General features: G+C 61.8%; 15 protein-coding genes. 6 read left to right on the forward strand and 9 right to left on the reverse strand.

Annotated features, from left to right (window positions below; genetic code table 11):
* On the reverse strand, positions 1-1,458 hold a 1,458-nt coding region (locus HZC36_03585; protein MBI5706055.1), incomplete at its 3' end, for a VWA domain-containing protein.
* 491 nt (positions 1,459-1,949) lie between these two features.
* On the opposite strand from HZC36_03585, the gene HZC36_03590 reads away from it, so the two are divergent.
* The gene (locus tag HZC36_03590) at positions 1,950-2,513 is read left to right on the forward strand and encodes a thioredoxin family protein (GenBank protein ID MBI5706056.1); all 564 of its coding nucleotides are present in this window, start codon (positions 1,950-1,952) and stop codon (positions 2,511-2,513) included.
* Positions 2,514-2,568: 55 nt separating this feature from the next.
* On the opposite strand, the gene HZC36_03595 is transcribed toward HZC36_03590, so the two are convergent.
* The 3 genes from HZC36_03595 to HZC36_03605 form a co-directional block, all read right to left on the reverse strand.
* Entirely contained in the window at positions 2,569-3,489 is a 921-nt protein-coding gene (locus HZC36_03595) for a universal stress protein (protein ID MBI5706057.1), read from the reverse strand.
* Positions 3,490-3,571: 82 nt separating this feature from the next.
* On the reverse strand, positions 3,572-4,846 hold the full coding sequence (gene fahA, locus HZC36_03600) for a fumarylacetoacetase (protein ID MBI5706058.1): 1,275 nt from the start codon (positions 4,844-4,846) through the stop codon (positions 3,572-3,574).
* Complete coding sequence (locus tag HZC36_03605; GenBank protein ID MBI5706059.1) at positions 4,843-5,748, reverse strand: hypothetical protein; 906 nt, start codon at positions 5,746-5,748, stop codon at positions 4,843-4,845. Before HZC36_03605 ends, fahA begins: the two co-directional genes overlap by 4 nt.
* A 447-nt stretch (positions 5,749-6,195) precedes the next feature.
* Here HZC36_03605 and HZC36_03610 point away from each other — a divergent pair, with 447 nt between their 5' ends.
* Positions 6,196-6,639, forward strand: a complete 444-nt coding sequence (locus HZC36_03610; protein MBI5706060.1) for a hypothetical protein — start codon at positions 6,196-6,198, stop codon at positions 6,637-6,639.
* A 161-nt stretch (positions 6,640-6,800) separates the two neighbouring features.
* Here the strand turns inward: HZC36_03610 and HZC36_03615 are convergent, their stop codons facing one another.
* The 5 genes from HZC36_03615 to HZC36_03635 form a co-directional block, all read right to left on the reverse strand.
* Entirely contained in the window at positions 6,801-7,571 is a 771-nt protein-coding gene (locus HZC36_03615; protein MBI5706061.1) for a prepilin-type N-terminal cleavage/methylation domain-containing protein, read from the reverse strand.
* A gap of 90 nt (positions 7,572-7,661) precedes the next feature.
* The gene (locus tag HZC36_03620) at positions 7,662-8,879 is read right to left on the reverse strand and encodes a cytochrome bc complex cytochrome b subunit (GenBank protein ID MBI5706062.1); all 1,218 of its coding nucleotides are present in this window, start codon (positions 8,877-8,879) and stop codon (positions 7,662-7,664) included.
* Between the two features lie 2 nt (positions 8,880-8,881).
* Complete coding sequence (locus HZC36_03625) at positions 8,882-9,400, reverse strand: ubiquinol-cytochrome c reductase iron-sulfur subunit (GenBank protein MBI5706063.1); 519 nt, start codon at positions 9,398-9,400, stop codon at positions 8,882-8,884.
* 28 nt (positions 9,401-9,428) lie between these two features.
* A complete protein-coding gene (locus HZC36_03630; protein ID MBI5706064.1) occupies positions 9,429-11,336 on the reverse strand; it encodes a 4Fe-4S dicluster domain-containing protein in 1,908 nt (635 codons plus the stop codon).
* Positions 11,336-13,984 (reverse strand): molybdopterin-dependent oxidoreductase, encoded by a 2,649-nt coding sequence (locus HZC36_03635; GenBank protein MBI5706065.1) that lies wholly within the window; start codon positions 13,982-13,984, stop codon positions 11,336-11,338. The genes HZC36_03630 and HZC36_03635 overlap by 1 nt, the downstream gene beginning before the upstream one ends.
* Before the next feature lie 240 nt (positions 13,985-14,224).
* On the opposite strand from HZC36_03635, the gene HZC36_03640 reads away from it, so the two are divergent.
* The 4 genes from HZC36_03640 to HZC36_03655 all read left to right on the forward strand — a co-directional run bounded on the left by HZC36_03640 (position 14,225) and on the right by HZC36_03655 (position 19,917).
* Entirely contained in the window at positions 14,225-15,376 is a 1,152-nt protein-coding gene (locus HZC36_03640; protein ID MBI5706066.1) for an alginate export family protein, read from the forward strand.
* Between the two features lie 165 nt (positions 15,377-15,541).
* Entirely contained in the window at positions 15,542-17,053 is a 1,512-nt protein-coding gene (locus HZC36_03645) for an MFS transporter (GenBank protein MBI5706067.1), read from the forward strand.
* A 151-nt stretch (positions 17,054-17,204) separates the two neighbouring features.
* Positions 17,205-18,548 carry a NarK/NasA family nitrate transporter gene (locus HZC36_03650; GenBank protein ID MBI5706068.1) on the forward strand — a complete coding sequence of 448 codons (1,344 nt, stop codon included), beginning with the start codon at positions 17,205-17,207 and terminating at the stop codon, positions 18,546-18,548.
* A gap of 40 nt (positions 18,549-18,588) precedes the next feature.
* A complete protein-coding gene (locus HZC36_03655; protein ID MBI5706069.1) occupies positions 18,589-19,917 on the forward strand; it encodes an NnrS family protein in 1,329 nt (442 codons plus the stop codon).
* Positions 19,918-19,939 lie beyond the last annotated feature (22 nt).

Here is a 19,939-nt window from a genome sequence, read left to right on the forward strand (position 1 = left end):
CTCACCGCGCCCTGCGGCGCTCATCGAATCGATGAGGAACCGGTTGACGCTGTTGCCGATGCCGAACGTGAAAATGCGCGCGGTGCCGACGTTCTTCTGGATGGTGTCCAGGATGTTGAACTCGTCGCCGACATAACCGTCGGTATTGAACACGATGATCCGGACCCGCTTGGGATCGGCCGGGGTCTCCATGGCCTTGTCGATTGCCAGCCTGAGCTGTGTGCCGCCGTTGGCCTGAAGTGCGTTGATGAACTGCAGGGCTGCCGCTCGGTTCTCCTGGGAGTTCGGCAGTGGCTTCGCCCAGAGAGCGTTGCACACGTTGCGGAAGCACATCACGTTGAATGTGTCGTTGGGCCGCATGATCTGCAGCATCCGGCGCATCATCTCCTTGGATTTCTCGATAGGAAAGCCGCTCTGGCTGCCGCTCTGGTCCATCACGAAGATCATCTCCTTGGGAGAGATGTCGGAGCTCTCAATGCGCTGAGGCGGGAGCAGCGCCAACGTAAAGAACCCGCCCTTCTGAGCGTCGGCATGGGTGAAGAATGCGTCGCGGACTGAGTTGCCAGCGAGCCTGTAGCGCAGGATGAAGTCCTTGTTGGGGATCTCGTCCTTCTTCGCGAGCTGGATCGCCATGCGTCCCTTGCCAACGTTGTCGGACTGGATCTGGTGCAGAACCGACTGCACTTCCTGGATCGGACCGCCCGCGTCCAGGTTGACCTTCACGCTGATTCCCGCGCCGGTGCGCATGCCCTCCTTCACGATCGGCGTGCCGATCCTGTTCGGGTCGGGGGCGTTACCCATGAATCGAGGGCCCACGACCATCGGGAAATTGAACTCAAACCAATCGTCCTTGAAGCTGACGAGCTGGACGTAGCTGATCTCGACCTGCACGTCCTGGCCCGGCATCACGTTGGCGACCGACTGGGTGAAGATGTTGGGGCGCTCCTGATCGAGCAGAGCGGCGGCTTGGCCCGCGTTCTTGGCGGCCTCATAAATACGTCGGGCCTCCTCGCGCCGCTTGATCTGGCCCTCGATGATGCGGTTGCCGACCGCAAAGCGCATGCGGTCCACGGCCGCGTCGGCCGGAAGCGGGAAGGTGTAGATCGCCTCGATTGGCGACTTCGATGGGTTGGTGAACGTCTGGCGAACGGTCACGCGAGCGCCGAATCCGGCGACGTCCGCGACGACTTCGGTGCCCTTCAGCGGGCAGAACGCTCCGGGGCCCTTCGGGTCCCAAATCTGCAGGGCGCCGGGATCGATGTGCCTGTCCAGGCCGGTCTGTTTGATCTCCTGGACCTGTCTCGATTCGGGGACCACGCTCACAACGGGTAAGGCATAGTTCGCCGGGGCATTGACGGTCCCTATAAGTCCTGCGGCGAGCAGTGAAATGGCAATCATCGTTGAAATCCCTCCTAAGAACGCGGCCTGGGAAAGGCCCGCGCGGTTCTTGTTTCGCATGGTCGGACTCCTCGGCGCTCTCTCCGTTTCAGGGTCCCTAGGCCGGATGGCCGGAGGTGGTGAGCCCCCAAATGGCACGGACGAAAGCGCGCTTCAAGAGTTCGTGTTTTGCAGGAGCCAAAGCGTTCACGCGGTTCGCTCGATTCGCAAAATCCCTCAGTCCTTGCCGAAGCCCATGGCGCCAGAAGCAAGCTCAAATGGAATCTCCAGTGGAACTCGCGCCCGCGCCGTCACGAAGCAGGAACTTCACGTGCCGCAGACTTCGGCTGCGCTGGATGGACTGATGGGGCGCGCCCTTGACGTGGCCCCAACTTGGGCTATGGCCGGCGGCCAAAGCCTCCCCTTATGCGTTCCTTTGCGCTATTGCGACTTTGCGAGAAGTCCCTGGGCCGGGACCCCAGATGCGAGGCTCGGGTTTTCGCTTGCCCACGGGCTTCAAATGCGAAACCGTGGGATAGAATCGCAACGTATCCTGAGATGAGGAGGATTCCATGTCCCTTACACACAGGCTCTTGACCCCATTGCTGCTGCTCGCGGCAGCGCTGCCCCTCAGCGCCCGCACCGAGGACGCGCCCGCCGCCTCTTTGGTTGTCGCCGATGCCTTCGCAAAGGCAAAGATGGAAAAGAAGGTCGCAATGGTGGCGTTCCACGCCTCCTGGTGCGGCTGGTGCCACAAGATGGATTCCGTGATGAAGCGGCCCGAAATCAAGCCGATCTTTGATAAGTACTTCGTGGTCACCTGGCTGACCGTCATGGAGGGACCAGACAAGAAGAACCTGGAGAACGCCGGTGGCGACGAACTGATGAAGGCGAACGGTGGCGAAGGCCAAGGAATCCCCTACTTCTACTTCGCCAACCCTTCGAGCCAAAAGACGATCGTCACCTCGAAGCGCCCTGCCACAGCTACCGACAAGGGTGGAAACGTGGGCTGCCCCGCGGAGCCGTTTGAGATCGCCTACTTCCTCGATATGGTCAAGAAGGCCGTTCCTAGAATCAGCCCAGCAGAACTCAAGACCCTTGAAGCGGGCTTCAAGACTGTCAAAGGCGGCGGGTAATGCCCGATTCTGAGATCGGCTCCGGAGCCTGTTGGCGATGGGCCGATCCCGTGATTCAGGGCCTGACCACGAGCACCGAGCACGGCGCTTGGACCGCTACCTCGTAGCTGACGCTCCCGATCAGGAACCGCTCCAACACCCCGTGCCGCGTCGCGCCGACGACCAGCAGGTCGGCAGACTTGGTCTTGGCGGTTTCGATCAGCACCTCTGCCGGCCTGCCGATGTCTGTATGCGTGCACATCTCGACACCCAACCCGGCCATCCGCTCCTGGGAATGCTGCACGACCGAAAGGGCCCGGTCCCGGTCGTATTCGTAATAGGGCAGGAACGCCGCGGGGTCCACCCCGGCAGGCACCACGTTTAGCGGTTCGGCACAGGCGCTGCAGACCATGTCGAACGATCCAGGCCCTTCTTGAGCCAGCCAATTTTCGGCGGCTTCGGCGCCCGCAGAGCCGTCTGCGCCCAACACGACCCGAGCCTTCTCAAGTTGCTGAAGCTGCTTCAAGGAGTCGCCGACGCTGTGTCCTGCATAAGGATGAGACACTAGGACGGAGCATGTCGCTTGGTTGAGGAGCTTTCTGGCCACGCTTCCCAGCACGAAGCTCTTGATGGCGCCAAGGCCCCGGCTGCCGACGAGGATCAGGTCGACGCGTTCGGACTCCGCATGCTCAAGCAGCCTATCGCCGATGTTGCCCTCCAGCACGACGCCCTCGGCCTTGTGGCCATGGGCGCGCAGGCGTCCGACGGCCGCCTCGACGAAGCTCTGGGCATGGTGCAGGCCGATTTCGACGATCTCACGTGCCTGCTCACCGCTGACGGCCATGCCAAGGGGTGCGACCGAAGCCACGGCAACGTGGGCGCTCGGCACGACGCTCGCCACAGACACGTCGGCGGCCCTTAGCCGTGGAGTGAGCCTGAGCGCAGCTTCGGCCAGTTGCGCGTAGTCCGAATCATCCGTTGCCAGCAGTACTTTCATGGCACACCTCTGGGCCGGCCAGGGGAAAGGGGTTCGCCGGTCCTTATGCGGCGCAAGCGCCAGGACTCTTTGATTTTAAGGCCTAGTGCTTGGCCGCTGGTCCTACTGTACCGCGAACCTCGCCAAACTCGATGCGCAGCCCGCCCTTCCGCGCAAATGCCGTCATCGCGACCGTGTCGCCGTCTTCGAGGAACGTTCGCGTCTCTCCCGTTTCAGAGAGCTGGATCGGCCTCTGCCCTCGCCAGGATAGCTCCAGCATCGAGCCGTACGAATCCTCCCCGGGGCCACTGATCGTGCCGCTGGCGCAGAGGTCCCCCGGCTCGAGGTTTGCGCCGTTGCTGGCCATGTGGGCGATCTGCTGGGCGATGGTCCAGTAGAGGTTGCTCGTATTGGAGCGGCATATCACCTGAGGCTGAGCCATCTTTTTGGACTGTAAGGTGACTTCCAGCTGGATATCGAAGTGGCCGCTTCCGGACTGGCGCAGGTGGGGAAGAACCTCCGGGTTCTGGGGCATCCCTGCAATCCGGAACGGCTCGAGCGCGTCGAGGGTCACCACCCAGGGGCTGATGCTCGTTGCAAAGCTTTTGGCCAGGAAGGGCCCCAGAGGCTGATATTCCCAGCGCTGAACGTCCCGAGCCGACCAATCGTTGACCAGCACCAGCCCGAGCACGTGGTCCTCGGCGTGCTCGATCGGGATCGGCGAACCCAAATCGTTGCCCTTGCCAACCAGGAAACCCATCTCGAGCTCGAAATCCAGCTCTTTAGTTGGCCCAAAGGTGGGAGATTCGCTCGAAGCATCCTTGGTCTGGCCGTTCGGGCGCAGGATCGGCTCACCCGACACGATGACGCTCGACGCCCGCCCATTGTAGGCCACCGGAAGGTGCCGATAGTTCGGGAGCAGCGGCGGCTGGTCCGGGCGGAACATCCTCCCTACGTTCGAGGCGTGGTGGATCCCGGAATAGAAGTCCACAAAGCCTCGGACAAACGTCGGCAGGACCATTTCCAGCCCATCTGCGGGTAGGAAACAGGCCCGCCGCAGACCCGCATTGCCTTGGAGTTCTGCCGACCCCTCCTCCAAAAGCTCGTACACGCGCCTACGGATCGGCGCGAGCGAACCGCCCACGGCCTCGGCCAGCCCCGCGACGTCGAACACCATGTCGAGGTCCAGATCTTCGATCAAGCCCGCTTCCGCAAGGGGCCGCAAGCTCAGCACCAGATCGCCGATGCGAACCCCCAGTTCGTCCAGTCCGGTGGCGGGGTCGATGAACTTGCCAAAGGGCAAGTTCTGGATCGGGAAACCCGAACCCTCTGGCACCGGGACCCAGCTCTTCTTGTCTTCAGGAATCACGAATTTCATGCGGGCGTTCCCTCCCCGGCTTCGAGTTGCTTCAGAGACTCAAGGGGCTCTTCGACCGAGCATGAGCCAAACGACGTGAACAGTTCGCGCGCACGGCGGACATCGTCCCACGAAGCCCTCAGATCTTCGAAGGCGAAACCCTCTGGGCCGCACTTCAGAGCCCCAAAGGTCCCCTCGTCGAGCACCACGGCAATCTCGCCGTGGGACAGATCGTTGGCCTCGTGCAAGGCGCAGGCCGCGAGCACGTTCAGAAAGCCGTGGTGCGAGATCGAAAGCGCCTCGTCCCAGTGGCGAAACGCGTGGTGCAGACCGGCCGTAAGTTTGAACTCGAGGTCCAGGTCCACGCAGTGCTTCAGAAACTCTGACAATACTTTCGAACTCGGAAAGGCGCTGGAGTCCGTTCCACCCGTCCGAGCCTTGGCCCGCAGCCAGTCCTCGCCGGCCAGCCGCGCCAGGCTCTCGGGAAAGTCGTCGGTCCATCCCAACTCGACATAAACCTCGATGGCCTCGAACGCCTGCAGGTCGGAAAGGGCGCCTGCCTGAATCTCCGCGCTCGACAGTTTGAGCTCGTAGGATTCGATCTCTCCCCAGTCGCCAAAGCTCTCATCGAAGGCCATCATCGCCTTGGCATCGGCCGCCATCAAAGCTCGGACGGTTCCCGAGCCGCCCGCCGAACCGACGACCGTCAATGGAACCGGCGCGGCCGCAGAGCCCTTGAGGGCATTGCCGAGTTCGGCAAGCCGGTGGACTGGGCAGACGAACCGAGACACGATCCAGGCCTCCGGCCCCGACTTGTGGCGCTGATAGGAAGCCACGGCTGCGTCCATCGGCAGTTTGGCCGGAGGAAAGAGCCCGGCGTAATCGATGATCCCCTGCAATGCGCTGCGAAGGCCCGTCGGCATGGCTGGAGTATGGCGCAAGGGGAGAGGGGACGTGAAGTGATGATGAGGTGAGGGGAGTGAGGGGAGTGAGGGGATGCGTGAGGGAGAGCGAGGATGCAAGAGGATGATTTAGGGTGACCGGGCTGAACGGCCTCTCGACCTTCAATGCTGAGTCATTGTGTTAGGAGATGCCTCCACCTCTTCCGAGGTGGAGGCTTCAAGAGCGATTGTCCAGGTTCAAGGCCTCCGCCTTGGAGGAGGCGGAGGCGCTTGATCTGCTTTCCCCGGACACATTGACGCAGCTTCCTATGGGAGAGTGCGGGGAGCAAAGCGACCCCGTGGAGGGGCTACTGATCTCGCCTCTCGCCTCTCGCCATTCGCCACTGACCTCTTTCACAAACTTTTCATGAGTCTATGCGTCACTTGAGGTACCGACTCGCGGAAACCCGCGGCTGGAGGTAACGCAACATGAGCAAACGACTGATGTCTCTCGCACTTGGCGCAGCGGCGCTTTTCGCCCTTGCGCTTCCGTTCACCTTGGTGGCGCGAGCCCAGGATCAGGGCGCGCAGGCGGCCCAGGGCTTTCAGGGCCAAGGCCAGGGATTCCCACCCCCGGGTGGCCAAGGGCTGCCTCCAGGGCAGGGGCCTGGCGCCGGGCCGGGCGGGTTCCAGCGCGGCCAGGGCCAGTTTCCAGGGATGATGTTGGGCCCCGGCGGCGGCGCGGCGATGGTCGAGGACAACAACTTCCTTTATGTGCTCGCCGGCAACCGGCTGCTCAAGGTGTCGAAGACTGACCTGAAGATCCTGAATGAAGCCAACCTCGGCGGCGGAATGATGCCCCCGGGCGGCCCCGGCGGTTTCCCCGCTCAGCCGGGCCAGCGCGGCGGCGGCAACCCCCCGCCTGAGAAATGAGGCGATAAAGGGATAAGGAGATGATGGGACAAAGGGATAGGGAATGGTCGAACGCCCCTCCTCTTGTGGCGACGAAGGGGCGATCGGAGGAGGGGGAGTCTCACGACGGCGCCTCGTCCCACCGTCCCTCTGTCCCTTTGTTCCTCCGTCCCTCCGCCTCCTCATCCCGTCCTTCTGTCCCTCAAGAACTTCACGTGCCAATCCAGAAACAAACGATTGCGCCCGCCGAAGTGCATTGATTTGCCCTTCCATGCCGGCGGCACGGTAGGGATTGTGCCCGGGAAGTAAGGATCGACGGCCATCTCGATCTCGGCGACACCCTGGGGGTTGCCGACCTGTGCGTTCTGGGCAGCCTGCAGGTCGCTGAGCGCCTGGTCCACCGATTTGCCCCAGAGGTTATCCAGGGGCACCGGATCGTCGGGCCGGTCGAACCGCCATAGCCAGTAGTTGGCGGCGGGAGCATTGGCGGCGGCTGACACGGCTTGCCGAACCTGAACCGCCGTACCGAGCCCCGCCTCCGCGATCGCCGGGCATTGGAATATGCCGAGACTCCGCACGTAGGGCTCCAGCACCACTGCGGTCCAACCCGCCCTGGGGTCGGAAGGAGGCCAAGTGGTCCAAGGCCGATAGCCGCCGGGAAGGGAGAGCTTCAGGTCCCGCCGATCTGGCAGGCGATCGTCGTAGTCAGCGAGATAGAGCTCGAACGCCGTGCCCACTTGCTTGAGGTTGCTGAGACAGGCTGCCTTTTTCGCGGCGGCCTTTGCCTGGGAGAAGACCGGGACCAGGATCGCGGCGAGGATGGCGATGATCGCGATCACGACGAGGAGCTCGATCAGCGTGGAACCACGTCTCGATAGGGAAACACCTGCTCGCTCTCCATGTACGGCCGCCACCCCGACATTATGGTCGCGCGCAGGTCCTGAGGCAGCCATGGGCAGAGTATTGAAACGCAGCGGCGAGCATCTGGCACCCCTCTGGAGACTGTCGAGCCTCCAAACGAACCGCCCGAATCGTCGCCACCTTCAGGGAGCCGTCGCCGGAGGTTCCGCCGCCTGTCGGACGGCCTCCGCCGACGGCGCAGAGCCCTTGAGCGCCGCCGCCTTGTGTCCGTGCGCGCCGGGGGGTGGAGTCTCAAGAATCCCCTTGAGCGTCATGATGCCGATGAGCAAGACCACGGCGCACCCCGTGACGATCACCCATTGCCTGCGTGCCGGGTGGCGGGATGGCGAGCGGTCGAGCCAGGGCAGGAAGAGCATTCCCATGCTCACCAGGCCGGGAACGATCATCGTCGCCACGACCTCCCAGCCTGCCGGCATGATCTTGAGAAGCTCATAGAGCCCAAGGAAGTACCACTCGGGCCTCGGCGCGAAGTCCGTGCCGCTCGGGTCCGCGATGGCCTCTAGCGCCGGCGGGAAAGCAAGGGCCAGATAGACCACCAACCCCATGCCGCCAAGGACAACCACCGCGTCCTTGAAGAGCTGGACAGGATAAAACGGAACCGGCTTACCTTTCTGCGGGAGCACGGGCCCAGCGATATGGTGCTTGCGCACGAGGAAGAGGTGCAGCGCCATGAAGCCCATCAGTGCCGCCGGAAGCAGCATCACGTGGAGCGCAAAGAACCGAGTAAGCGTGAGCGCCCCGACCTCTTCTCCACCGCGAATGAGAACCAGCAGGTCGTGGCCGACGACCGGGATGGTTGCTGCGATGCGCGTTCCAACGACCGTCGCCCAGTACGCCTTCTGGTCCCACGGCAGCAGATAGCCCGTGAACGAAAAGCCCAGGATGACGTTGAAGATCACCACGCCGACCAGCCAGGTGAGCTCGCGCGGCTTCTTGTAGGAGCCCCAGAAGAACACGCGCAGGATGTGCAGCACAGTGAAGATCACGATAATGGTCGAACCCCAAACGTGAAGTCCGCGCACGAACGACCCAAGGGCTACTTCCTCCGTGATGTGCTTGACGCTCGCATAGGCATCGTGCGCGCTCGGCGTGTAGAACATCGCCAGCGCAAAACCCGTGATGAACTGGAACATCAGCAAGGTCATCAGGAGGTTGCCCAGCGTCTGCCACCAGCCGACGCCTGGGGGCATCGGCTCGTCGAGATTCTTTCGCACGAAGCCCCACCAACCAAGCCTGAGCTCAAGCCAGTCGCTCAGCTTGGGGCGATCGACGAGCAGTTCCTCTTCGGGCTTGAGCGGAGTCTTCTCGACTGGACGTTCGGGGGTTAGAATTTCAGCCATGGTTACACGTTCTTTTGCACGAAGATCTGGCCGTTCTCGACCTTGACGGGATGCTGTTCGAGGGGTTTGGGAGGCGGTCCAGACACGACGCTGCCGTCCTTGCCGAACACGCCGCCGTGGCAAGGGCAGAAGTAGCGGTCCTTTTCGCCAACCCAGTTGATCCTGCAGCCAAGGTGGGTGCACGCGGGGTCGAAGGCGATGACCTCCTCTCCCGACCTGTGAAGGAACACGGTGTACTTGCGGTCGACCAGCGCGTAGCCGTCCTTGATCTGCATCGTGAAGGAGGCCTCGCGGGTCTGCCCGTCTTGAATCTCCGAAAGGCCCAGCACGGGCACCCACATGCCTTTGGTCTTTCTTCCCAGAGGCGATCCCAGGAAGCCCAGGACCGGCCCGAGGACGACGCCTCCGACGATCAGGTTGATGCCGGCCACCAGCCAGCCCAACAGCTTGCGCCGGGGCGGGCCTGGCTGATCGTTGATCGAATCGATCAGGGAGTTGGATACAGGTTGTTCGTTGCTCATGGTCTTGTCTTGGGTGTGATGGGCGTGCTCAGGGGTAATAGCGAAGCTTGACGGGGCCGTCAAAGCCCGGTTCCAGCTCCCTCATCAACTGCTCCGCGATGCGCTGCGATTTGTGGTGGCGTCCCGGCGAGGGCTCGCGACGGAAGCCGATCTCCACGCCCGATTCGACGATGGCGTCGGCCAGCTTGGTGAGGGCCACCATGGTCGGCACGATCCAAACGTGGGCGAAACGGGTGAACGGCGCGGTGGCGAGGAGCACGAGCACGATCGCCAGGTGATAGAGGTAGATCGGCATGACCCATCCGGTCAGGCCGGCACGTTTCATCACAAGCGTCAGAAATCCTGCGACCAGCGCGTGGAAGAGCAGCGTGACGAACAGAAAGTCCCTGCCCTGAGTCATGCCGTTGTCGATGTACTGGTCCTTGCGGTAGCGGACCATCACGTACATCACGCCGGTCATCGCCGCCGCACCACCCAGCACCGGGAGAAGCTTCAGGGGATCGGTGAACGGCAGTTCAGAGCGCAGAGGGTTGAAGATCTGCATCAGCACGTCTCCGAGCATCAAGGCGCAGAAGCCATAGAGGATCAGGCCGTGCATGAACCACCGAAACTTGTCCTTTCGGTAGAGCGAGGCGACGCAGAACCCGTCCACGATCAGCGACTGGAGCAGGACCCCGAAACTCTTGCCGAGTCCGAACTTCTTCATCGCGGGCCAGAGCTGCTTGGGCGCCGAGAGCCTGATCCAGTAGATCCAGATCTTCACGCCGAAGATCAGCGCAAACAGCGTAACGAGCGAGAAGATGATCCCGACGTTCCTGGTGCTGAGCAAACTTCCGACCTTGTACGCGATCGGGATCTGCGTCTCATCCCAGGGCTTGGCCTTGACCTCTTCAAAGATCTCGCGAAGCTGTTGGGCGGAGAGATCGGCCTCCTTGGTGGCGGGCATCATGCCCTTACCCTTTCGCACGACTTCTTCGAACTTCTCCAGCGTGACCTTGGTCTGGGCGATCGGCGGGCCTAAGCCGCCCATCGCGCTCATTCCGTGGCAGCCCATGCAGTTCGAGGTCGCGAAATGATCGGTCGTGGGACGGGTTTTCAGGTTCTCAGGTACAGGGCTCTCAGAGGTCCCCTGACCCCGACCAAGGGCCGCCATCCCGAAAAGCATCAGCAGTGCAAGCAGAGTTGCCAGCCAATGGACTCCCATGCTTCCCGACTTCGCTTTCGGCGTGGTGGGCTTTCCTGCCGGGGAATCCAGCGGCTCGGCTCGCTCGACGCCGGCACGTTGCCCAAATGTCGAACTTGCCTGTTTCGCCATCGTGCCCAAATACCGACCTGCCGGATTGGTACCGGCTTCGGGCAGGAGCTGGAACGGTGACCTTTTTGTTTCAACCACCTGCTCCTCGATGTAGGTTGAGATTTCGCTCTCGGGATTGTCCATGTCGCCGAAGATACGCGCCTTGGTGGGGCACGCCACGACGCAAGCCGGATCGAGGCCGACGTCCACGCGCTGCACGCAATAGGTGCATTTGCGCGCAACGTTCTGGTTGAGTCGTGGCTTGACGAAGTCGCGCTCGTAGGCTTCGTCTTCGTTCAAATACCAGGCGTCCTCCGCCTTCAGCACGATGTTTCCGTAGGGGCACGCCGAGACGCAGGCGCCGGTGCCGCGGCAGCGGTCCTGGTCGATGAGCACCACACCGTCAGGGCGCATGAAGATCGCCTTGTTGGGACAAGCTTTCAAGCAAGCAGGATTCTCGCAGTGGTAGCAGAGCATTGGCAGATACACGCGCTTGGCGTCGGGATACTTGCCAGCCTCGATGTTGAGCACCCTTGCGAAGAACACGTCCATCGGGGTGCCGTTTTCCTGCTTGCAGGCCACCGTGCAGGCATCGCAACCAATGCAGCGCGTGAGGTCGATGAGCATCGCGAGCCTTGCCATTAGCGGGTGCCTCCTGCTGGATTGGGTTGCGGAGAGTTCAGGTTGCCAGGTTCTCCGGTTTTCAGGTTTTCAGGTCGTCCTGCCTGAACACCTGAAGACCCGAATACCTGAACACCAGGCCTTCTGGTGCCTTCCGGCTTGCCGTTTTCAACCTTGCGAACGTCCACACGGGTGTCCTTCCAGTGCTGCCCGGGCGCATACACCGCGGGCAGGTAGTAATTCTCGTGAGTTGGTTTGACCTTTTGGTGCGTGTGCGGGCCGTGGTACTTGCCCTCGGAGAGGTACCGGTCCCACCAACCGTGGTCGGTGCAAAGCACTCCAGGCTTGATCGTCTCCGTTACCAGCGCCCAAAGCCGATAAGCGCCATTGTCGTTGAAGATCTCGACTTCATCGCCATCCTCGATCCCGCGCATGGCCGCGTCGACCGGGTGGATCTCTACCACCGGGCCTCTGTTCATGTTCAGCAACAACGGATTGTTGCTGTGGGTCGAGTGGACCCGCCATTTGCTGTGTGGGGTCACGATGCTCAGCGGCAATTTCTGGTCCGTCTCTGGAAGATGTGAGAACGCCGCCTTGAAGATCGGCACCGTCTCTCCCAGCTTGTGGAAGACCTCTTCTTCCTTGTAAAACTCCATCCGCCCAGTCTTCAGGAACTCGCGTTGTGCGCCCTCAGGGAAGGGATAAGCCCGGGGCGGGAAGAGTTTCAGATCGTGGAACTGCTCATCGCAGCCCACCTCGGGGTCGTGCACTTTCAACCGGACCGGGCCCGCCTTGAGCTGGTCGATGGTGATGTCCTCGACCTCTTTGCCACCACCCTTGAGCATGATGTCGATGGCTCCCCACTCGTCGAGGTCGAAGTGCTTGAGCAAGGTAGGGTCCACACGGCGGACCAGTTCGCGCACGATCCAGAACTCGGTTCGCGAGTTGTATTGCGGCTTGACCACCTCGTTTTGAATCTGAAGGTACGGGTGGCAGGAAGTACCGACCAGTTCGGTCTTCTCCCAGAACGTCGGGCAAGGGAGCACGACGTCGGCATATTCACACGTCGGGCTCATCGAGAAGTCCAGGCACACGAAGAGGTCGAGGTTGTCGATCGACCTCTTGAGCGGCTCGGAGAACTCCGTGACCAAAGGGTTGCCGTGAGAAACGAACAGCGCCTTGACCCCATCCTTCGGATACTTGATCTTGGGATTGATGGTCTCGGTGGCCTTGCCCATCACGAAGTAGTGCATGGGCAGGGGCTTCGGCCGAACGCCGCCCGGGAACCAGAACGGGCTCACGTCGAGGCGGAAGTGGTGCTGCCCAGAGTAGATGGAAACCGATTCGCCTGGCTTGCCGTGCGCGCCGGCGAGAGCGGAGAGCAATAGGATCGCCCGGATCGTCAGGTCGCCGTGGAGCCGGTGGTTGAGCCCCATGCCGATGATGATCGAGCTTGGCCGGTTGGTCGCGTACTCGCGGGCAAGGTCTTTGATGGTCTGCGCTGGGATGTCGGTGAGCTTCTCGACGTTTTCCGGACGGTACTCGTCACCGGAGATGACGTCCTCGAGGAGTTGGAAGACGGGCGTAACGCGGACGCGCTTCGTCGGAAGGTCCGAGGTCCGAGGTCCGAGGTCCGAGGCGTCCGCTTGTCCCTCAGGCCCTCGGTCCCTGATCTCAACTTCCCGAGTTCCGCGGAAGCTCGGCCTAAGTTCCTTCGGGAGCGCCAGAGAGTCCATCGGCAGCTTGTAGAGGCCGTCCGCGCCCTCATCCCAGACGACGAACTCCGCGTCGGTTCCCATCCCCACGTCGGAGGCTCGGAGCCGCTGGCCGTTGTCCTCGCGCACAAGGGTCGCAGTGTCTGTAAAGGTCTTGAGGAAGTCCCAATCCACCAGGTCTTCGTTGATGATCACCTGGCACATCGAGAGCGCGAGCGCGCCGTCCGTCCCAGGCGTGATGGGCACCCAGACATCCGCGCCCTTGGCCGTCTGGCTGCAACGCGGGTCGATGCAGTAGATCTTGCAGCCGTTGCGCTGCTTGGCATATTGGGTCAGGAATTTCGCGTCGGGAATGCGGGTCTGGAAGACGTTGCTCGACCAGAGGATCGCCGTCTTGGCGTAGCCCCAGCTCTTGGTCTCGCACTCCACGCAGTCGATGCCGACCGTGTGCGTGAAGCCCATGCTGATGTCGCCGTTGAAGTCGTACGCCGTGGCGAACGACATCCCGAGCAGCGCGGCCATGCGGACCTGCGCCCCCTTCTGCACGTAGCCCGTGCCCACCACCTGGTTGAAGAGCAGCATGTGGTCGGCGCCGTGGTCCTTGATGATCCGCTTCATGTGCCCGGCGATGTGGTCGAGCGCCTCGTCCCAAGTGGCCTCTTTCCATTGCCCGGCTCCGCGCTCCCCTTGGCGGATAAGGGGCGACTTGATGCGGTCCGGTCCATAGATCAGGTGCGTCATCGACATGCCGCGCAAGCAGCCGCGCGGGTTGTATTCCGCGCACGGATAGTCGGCGGCCGGCTTGAGATCAACGATCACATCATCGACCACGGTCGCTAGCCATCCGCACGCGCCGGTGCAATTGGGGCTGTCGGTGGTGCGCACAACCTTGGCCTCGCCTTTCGGCGGTTCGGTCTGTTGGAATCTTCCCGGGACTTTGTAGCGTGTTGCCATCGGTCGAAATCCTTCCTGGCGCAGCGCCCGTTACTCGGGCGTCCGCTATCGAATACTTTGGGGTCGAGATTGATGCGCTGCTATGACAGCCGTCATAGAACGGGTGTCGAACAAAGAACCCGGCACGGTCGAACCAAGCGCTCTTGTGCGATATGTCCGCCGTCATAGTCGCGCCGGATCGCCAGCGTCAACATCGGTTTCAGGGGGTTCTGCGCCCCAAAGGAAAGACCGATGCTCTTCATGTCTGATGCCCAAGCCGTCGACACCAAATTCACCCTTGAAATCAGGGAGCGCTATGAGCGCCGACTGAACAAAGACTTCCTAACCTCTGCCGCGGACAACCGCTCCGACCTCTACTCGAGGTTCAGACCCACTCTTGAGACCAAATTCGGCAAGAACGGCACGTTCGTGCTGCAGTATCAGTTCTCGTACGACGCCGCAAGAACCCCCGCCAAGAAATTCTCAACAGAGAATCAAGACGTCAATCAGGCGTACCTGAAGATCGCCGTTCCCAATGGCTCTTTCACCGCCGGCCGCCAGAAGATCAACATTGGCAGCGAGCGACTGATCGGCTCGCTCGAGTGGGTGAACGTGCCCCGTTCCTATGACGGGTTCCGGTTTCAGCAAGGAGCTTTCGATGCGTTCGCAATGAAGGTGGGCGTGGCCGTGCCAAAGCCGGAGAACGCCGAGATCGTTGGCCTTACCTACAAGTCCGACCTAGGCCAGACGCTCGCCGTCTACAAGAACGACGAGAGCGCGACCGGCAAGACCCACATCTGGACCATTGACCACTCCAACAAGCTGACCTTCGGCAACACAGACTTCGATTACGACATTGCGGCACAGGGCGGCAAGGTCACAGGCAAGGACCACTCGGCCTGGGCGGCGCACGGCGCAGTCACGTTCCGCAAGTCGAAGACCCAACGCGCCTATGTGGAGCTCAACGCCGCGAGCGGCGGGCACAGCGCCACCAAGAGCGAGACATTCGACAACCTTTATCCCACCAACCACAAGTTCTACGGCAGCATGGATATGCAGGGCTGGAAGAACATGGTGGAGTTTGCCGCCGGATGGCAGCAATCACTGAACGCCAAGACCGATCTCCACCTTCACGCCCACCTCTTTCGGCTGATGGACGCAAAGGACGCCTGGTACGGCGCAGGCGGAGCCCCCAACAAGGGCCCGTCTGGGGTGTACAAAGACGCGACGGGCGCCAGCGGCAAGGAAGTCGGGACGGAACTTGATCTGGAGTTTGCCTACCGGCACGACGCCACGACGACGCTAAACTTCGGTATCGGCAGCTTCAACCCTGGCAAGTTCATCAAGGCGAAGAACGGCGGCTCCGCCGACAGCCAGACCTGGTTCTTCTTGATGCTTTCGAAGAAGATGTAGCCGAGCATTCTCAACTCCAGAAACGCCGAGAGCGCCGGGACAATGTCCCAGCGCTCTCTCTTTATCGGGCAGCCTATCCTCTTCATGATAGGCCCTGCAACAGCGACATGCGCTGTATGACGTCCGTCATGTCGCCAGCTCCGGAGGACCGCCAGCATAGTGGGCATGAGCGCACGAGCGACCGCGAACCGCGTGCTCTTCATGAACACGCTCGCCTTCACCGTCTGTTTCGCCGTCTGGACCCTTTACGGCGTCCTCATCACCTTCATCGCTGACAACGGCCTCATCCCGCTCGACAAGGCCCAGATCGGGTGGCTGCTCGGCATCCCCGTCCTGTCCGGCTCGCTGATCCGGCTGCCCGTCGGGATGCTCTGCGAACGGTTTGGCGGCAAGCCGGTCTACATCGGCGTGATGATCTTCTCGGCCATCTCCGTGTTCATGGTCAGCTACGCCAACAGCTTCGTCGGGCTCTTTTGGGGTGGCCTCGCCTTCGGCATTTCAGGCACGTCGTTTGCCGTCGGGATCGCCTATTCCTCGATCTGGTTCCCCAAGAAGAGCCAAGGCACAGCGCTGGGCATCTTCGGCATGGGAAACGCCGGTTCTGGCGTCACCAGCCTGGGCGCTCCGCTCATTCTCAAGTCGCTCACGAACAACGGCGCAAACCCGGACAACTGGCGGCAGCTGCCTCAGATCTATGCCGCGGCGATGGCTGCGATGGTCGTGCTCTTCGCGCTATTCACCGTTCATCGCAAGGACGAAGCCGCGGCGCAGAAGTCTTGGGTGTCCATGCTCGAGCCGCTCAAAGACGTTCGTGTTTGGCGGTTTGGCCTTTACTATTTCCTGGTCTTCGGGGCGTTCGTCGCGCTCAGCCAATGGCTCATCCCGTACTACCTCAACGTCTATGGCATGAGCCTGGCGACCGCCGGTCTGATGGCCTCGGTTTTCAGCCTGCCCTCCGGCATCATCCGTTCGCTGGGCGGGTGGATTTCCGACCGCTTCGGCGCGCGAACCACGATGTATTGGGTGCTCAGCACCTGTGCCCTGTTCTTCTTTCTGTTGGTTGCTCCAAGGATGCGCGTGACGGCTCCCGGCGAAGGGATCCTTGCCGACCGGGCCGGCACCGTCGCCAGCGTCTCGAACGACCTGATCGTCGTCGAAGGAAAATCCGGGAAACAGGAATACAAGCTGACGCCCCAAACGATGGTTCACCTGGACGTCGATGAGGGCAACCTCGTGTTCCCGACCTTCACCAACTGGCATAAGCCCGCCGCGAAAGTCGGGGACAAGGTCAAAAAGCGCACCCTGCTCGCCAGCGGCGTGACGGAGGCCTACTTCCAGGCCAACGTTTGGATCTTCACGGCGTTCGTTTTCCTGGCGGGAATCATGATGGGCATTGGCAAGGCTGCCGTGTACCGGCACATTCCGGACTACTTCCCTCATGACGTCGGGGTTGTGGGCGGCATCGTGGGCGTCATCGGAGGTCTGGGCGGGTTCATCTGTCCGATCCTCTTTGGTTACATGCTGAAGTGGACCGGCCTCTGGACCACTTGCTGGATATTCTTGGGCCTGATCTCGGTCGTTTGCCTGGTCTGGATGCACCTTGTCATCCTCAAGATGACGCGGAACATGAACCCGGCGGGCCCGCTCGACAGGCCTGAAGGTGAGCCGACATCCTGACCGCAGCAGGCTCCACGCACGACTCAAGCGGAGCGGTTTGCCAATTGGACCGCCCCGCTTGACTTCGGGCGACCAATCCTGCTCCGTATGACGGTTGTCATAGCCCCATCTGGCCCACGGCTTGACAATGAACCTAAGAGGTCACGCACTTATGGCAACCGAACGACGCCCCTCCGCCACTTGGCTCCCATCCTGGAATCGCGACGACGACGCGTTTATGGAGGCGCAGGGCTTTCGCATTGCCTGGCGCACGATGTGGATCACGACGTTCTGTCTGATCCTGTCGTTCTCGACCTGGTTCATGGTCAGTGTGATGGCGGTTCGCCTTCAGGGCATCGGCTTCAAGCTGGATGCCGGCCAGCTCTTCTGGCTCACCGCAATGCCTGGGCTCGCAGGCGGCACGCTTCGCATCATCCACACCTTCCTCATTCCGATTGTGGGCACGCGCCACACCATCGCGTTCTCCACCATCCTGCTGCTCTTACCCTGCATCGGCTGGTCCATGGCCGTGCAGAACCCGAACACACCCTACAGCACCCTGCTAATGCTGGCGTTCCTGGCGGGCCTTGGCGGCGGCAACTTCTCCTCGTTCATGCCGAGCACCAGCCTCTTCTTCCCGAAGCGATTGCAGGGCACGGCACTCGGCATCCAGGCGGGCGTGGGCAACTTCGGGGTCAGCGTGGCGCAGTTCCTCATTCCGTGGGTCATCGGGCTCTCGATGTTCGCAAGCGTCGTGGGCGCGCCCCAGAACTTCACCAAGGCGGGCAAGACCACCCAAATCTATCTGCAGACCGGCGCGCTTATCTGGGCGCCTTTCATCGTGGTCGCCGCACTCATCGCCTGGTTCGGCCTCAAGAGCGTCCCGACCGCCAAGGCATCGTTGGCCCAGCAGACCGACATCTTCAAGAACAAGCACACCTGGCTGATGACCTCGCTGTACATCATGACCTTCGGCTCGTTCTCCGGCTTTTCGGCGGCGTTCCCGCTGATGATCAAAGAACTCTACGCCAAGTTTCCGGATGGGCCCGACCCCCTAAAGTACGCCTTCCTTGGCCCGCTGGTGGGTGCTGCGTCCCGTGTGCTTTTCGGGCCGATCAGCGACAAACTCGGCGGTGCGAGGGTCACCCAGGTGTCTGGCATCGGAATGCTGCTCTGCGCTCTTGCGGTAAGCAAATACGTTCACCCGACGAGCCTGGAGGAGTTCGGCCCCTTCCTGTGGCTGATGCTCGGCATCTTCTTCTTCTCCGGGGTCGGCAACGCCTCGACCTTTAAGCAGATGCCGATGATCTTTGAGGCGCGCCAAGCCGGCGGCGTGATTGGCTGGACGTCGGCAATCGCCGCCTACGGCCCGTTCATCTTCTCGGTGCTGATCGGGGCCTCGATCAAAGGGAGCTGGACCGCTTCGTTCTTCTATGGCGTGGCCGCCTTCTACCTGTTCAATCTGGCGATCAACGCCTACTACTATGGACGCAAGGGCGCCGAAAAGCCCTGCTGAGCTGCCAATGAGATCGCAGTCCCTTCAATCCCTGCGCGTCATGCCCAACCGCTCTGCCCTAGCGGAAGGGCTGGCGCGCGCCAGCGTCGAGATCTATCGGCCGTTTTTCCTGGCAGGGGTGATCTCCGTTCTGACAGCCGGATGCCTGCTTGGGGCGGTCGCGCTGCTGGGCATCGCCCTGAACGGAAGCTACACCGCCAGCGCGTGGACACCCTACGTCCTCGCCCACGCTAACTCGCAAGTTTATGGGTGGGTGGGCTTCTTCGTCATGGGTTTCGCGCTGCAGCAGCACGCCCCGACCGTGGCCAAGAATGCCCTCTTCGAGCGGCTTGCGGCCATCTCGCTCGTCCTGATGGCGGTTGGGATCGGTGTCCGGTTCGCCGCTGAGCCCCTCAGCAATGCCGATCCAGGAATCTGGGTCCCCATTGGTGTGGCCTCCTGCATCCTGCAGACAATCTCAGTGTTCCTCTTCATGGGCAATATCGCCGTCACCCGGCATCGAAGCGGCCCGATGACCTGGCAGACGGCGCTTGTGTTTGCCTCCATGTTCTGGCTAGTCGTCATCGCCCTCGCAGAGCCTTACTTCTTCGCAGAGACCCACGGAGGCAGCCCGCAGGAGCGGGTCCTGTTCATCGCCGAGTGGTTCCCGCCCTATCGAGAGGCTCAATTCCTAGGCTTCGTCACCATGATGATCTTTGGTGTGGCCTGCGTCAAGATGAGCTCTTGCTTTGGCGCTGAAGGCGCTAATCCAAGACAGGGCCTGCTGGGATTCGGTTTGTGGCAGGCCGGTCTGCTGGCCCGGATGGCGGGTTGGGTCCTGGCGTTTCGCCAAGACCTTCGGCCGGATAGCCTGCTGGTCTACCGATCAGGAGGGTTGCTGCTCGCCGCGGGCGCGGTCTTCCTGATCGCCTCGACCCAGATGTTTCGGCGTCTCCAGTTTGCGGCGCCTTCCCACAAGTTCGTGCGAGGGGCATTCACCTGGCTGCTGATCGGTGGGCTGCTTATGGCCGTTGAGCCGCTGCATCTCGCCCAGATCGGCCAGCCATTCTCGCACGCCTATACCGGCGCGATCCGTCACGCGGTAACCGTCGGGTTTATCAGCCAGATGATCCTCGGTGTTGGAATGCACGTGGTGGCGCGCATGAACGACATGCCGGCAGAACAGGAGCGCCAGCTCTGGGCGTCCTTTTGGCTGCTGAACATAGGGAACGCACTGCGCGTCGCGCTGGAGATCGGCACCGATTATTCCGGAAGCATGTTCCTGCCGATGGGCTTCACGGGCTTCATCGAACTCACCGGCCTCCTCCTTTGGGGAGGCTATGTCGCGAAAGTCATGCTTGATTCGAGGAGGCTCAGTCGTGCAAGCTGAACACCTAATGGCCGATGGTAGA

Source organism: Armatimonadota bacterium (assembly GCA_016223145.1).
In the GTDB taxonomy this organism is placed as follows: Bacteria; Armatimonadota; Fimbriimonadia; order Fimbriimonadales; family Fimbriimonadaceae; genus Nitrosymbiomonas.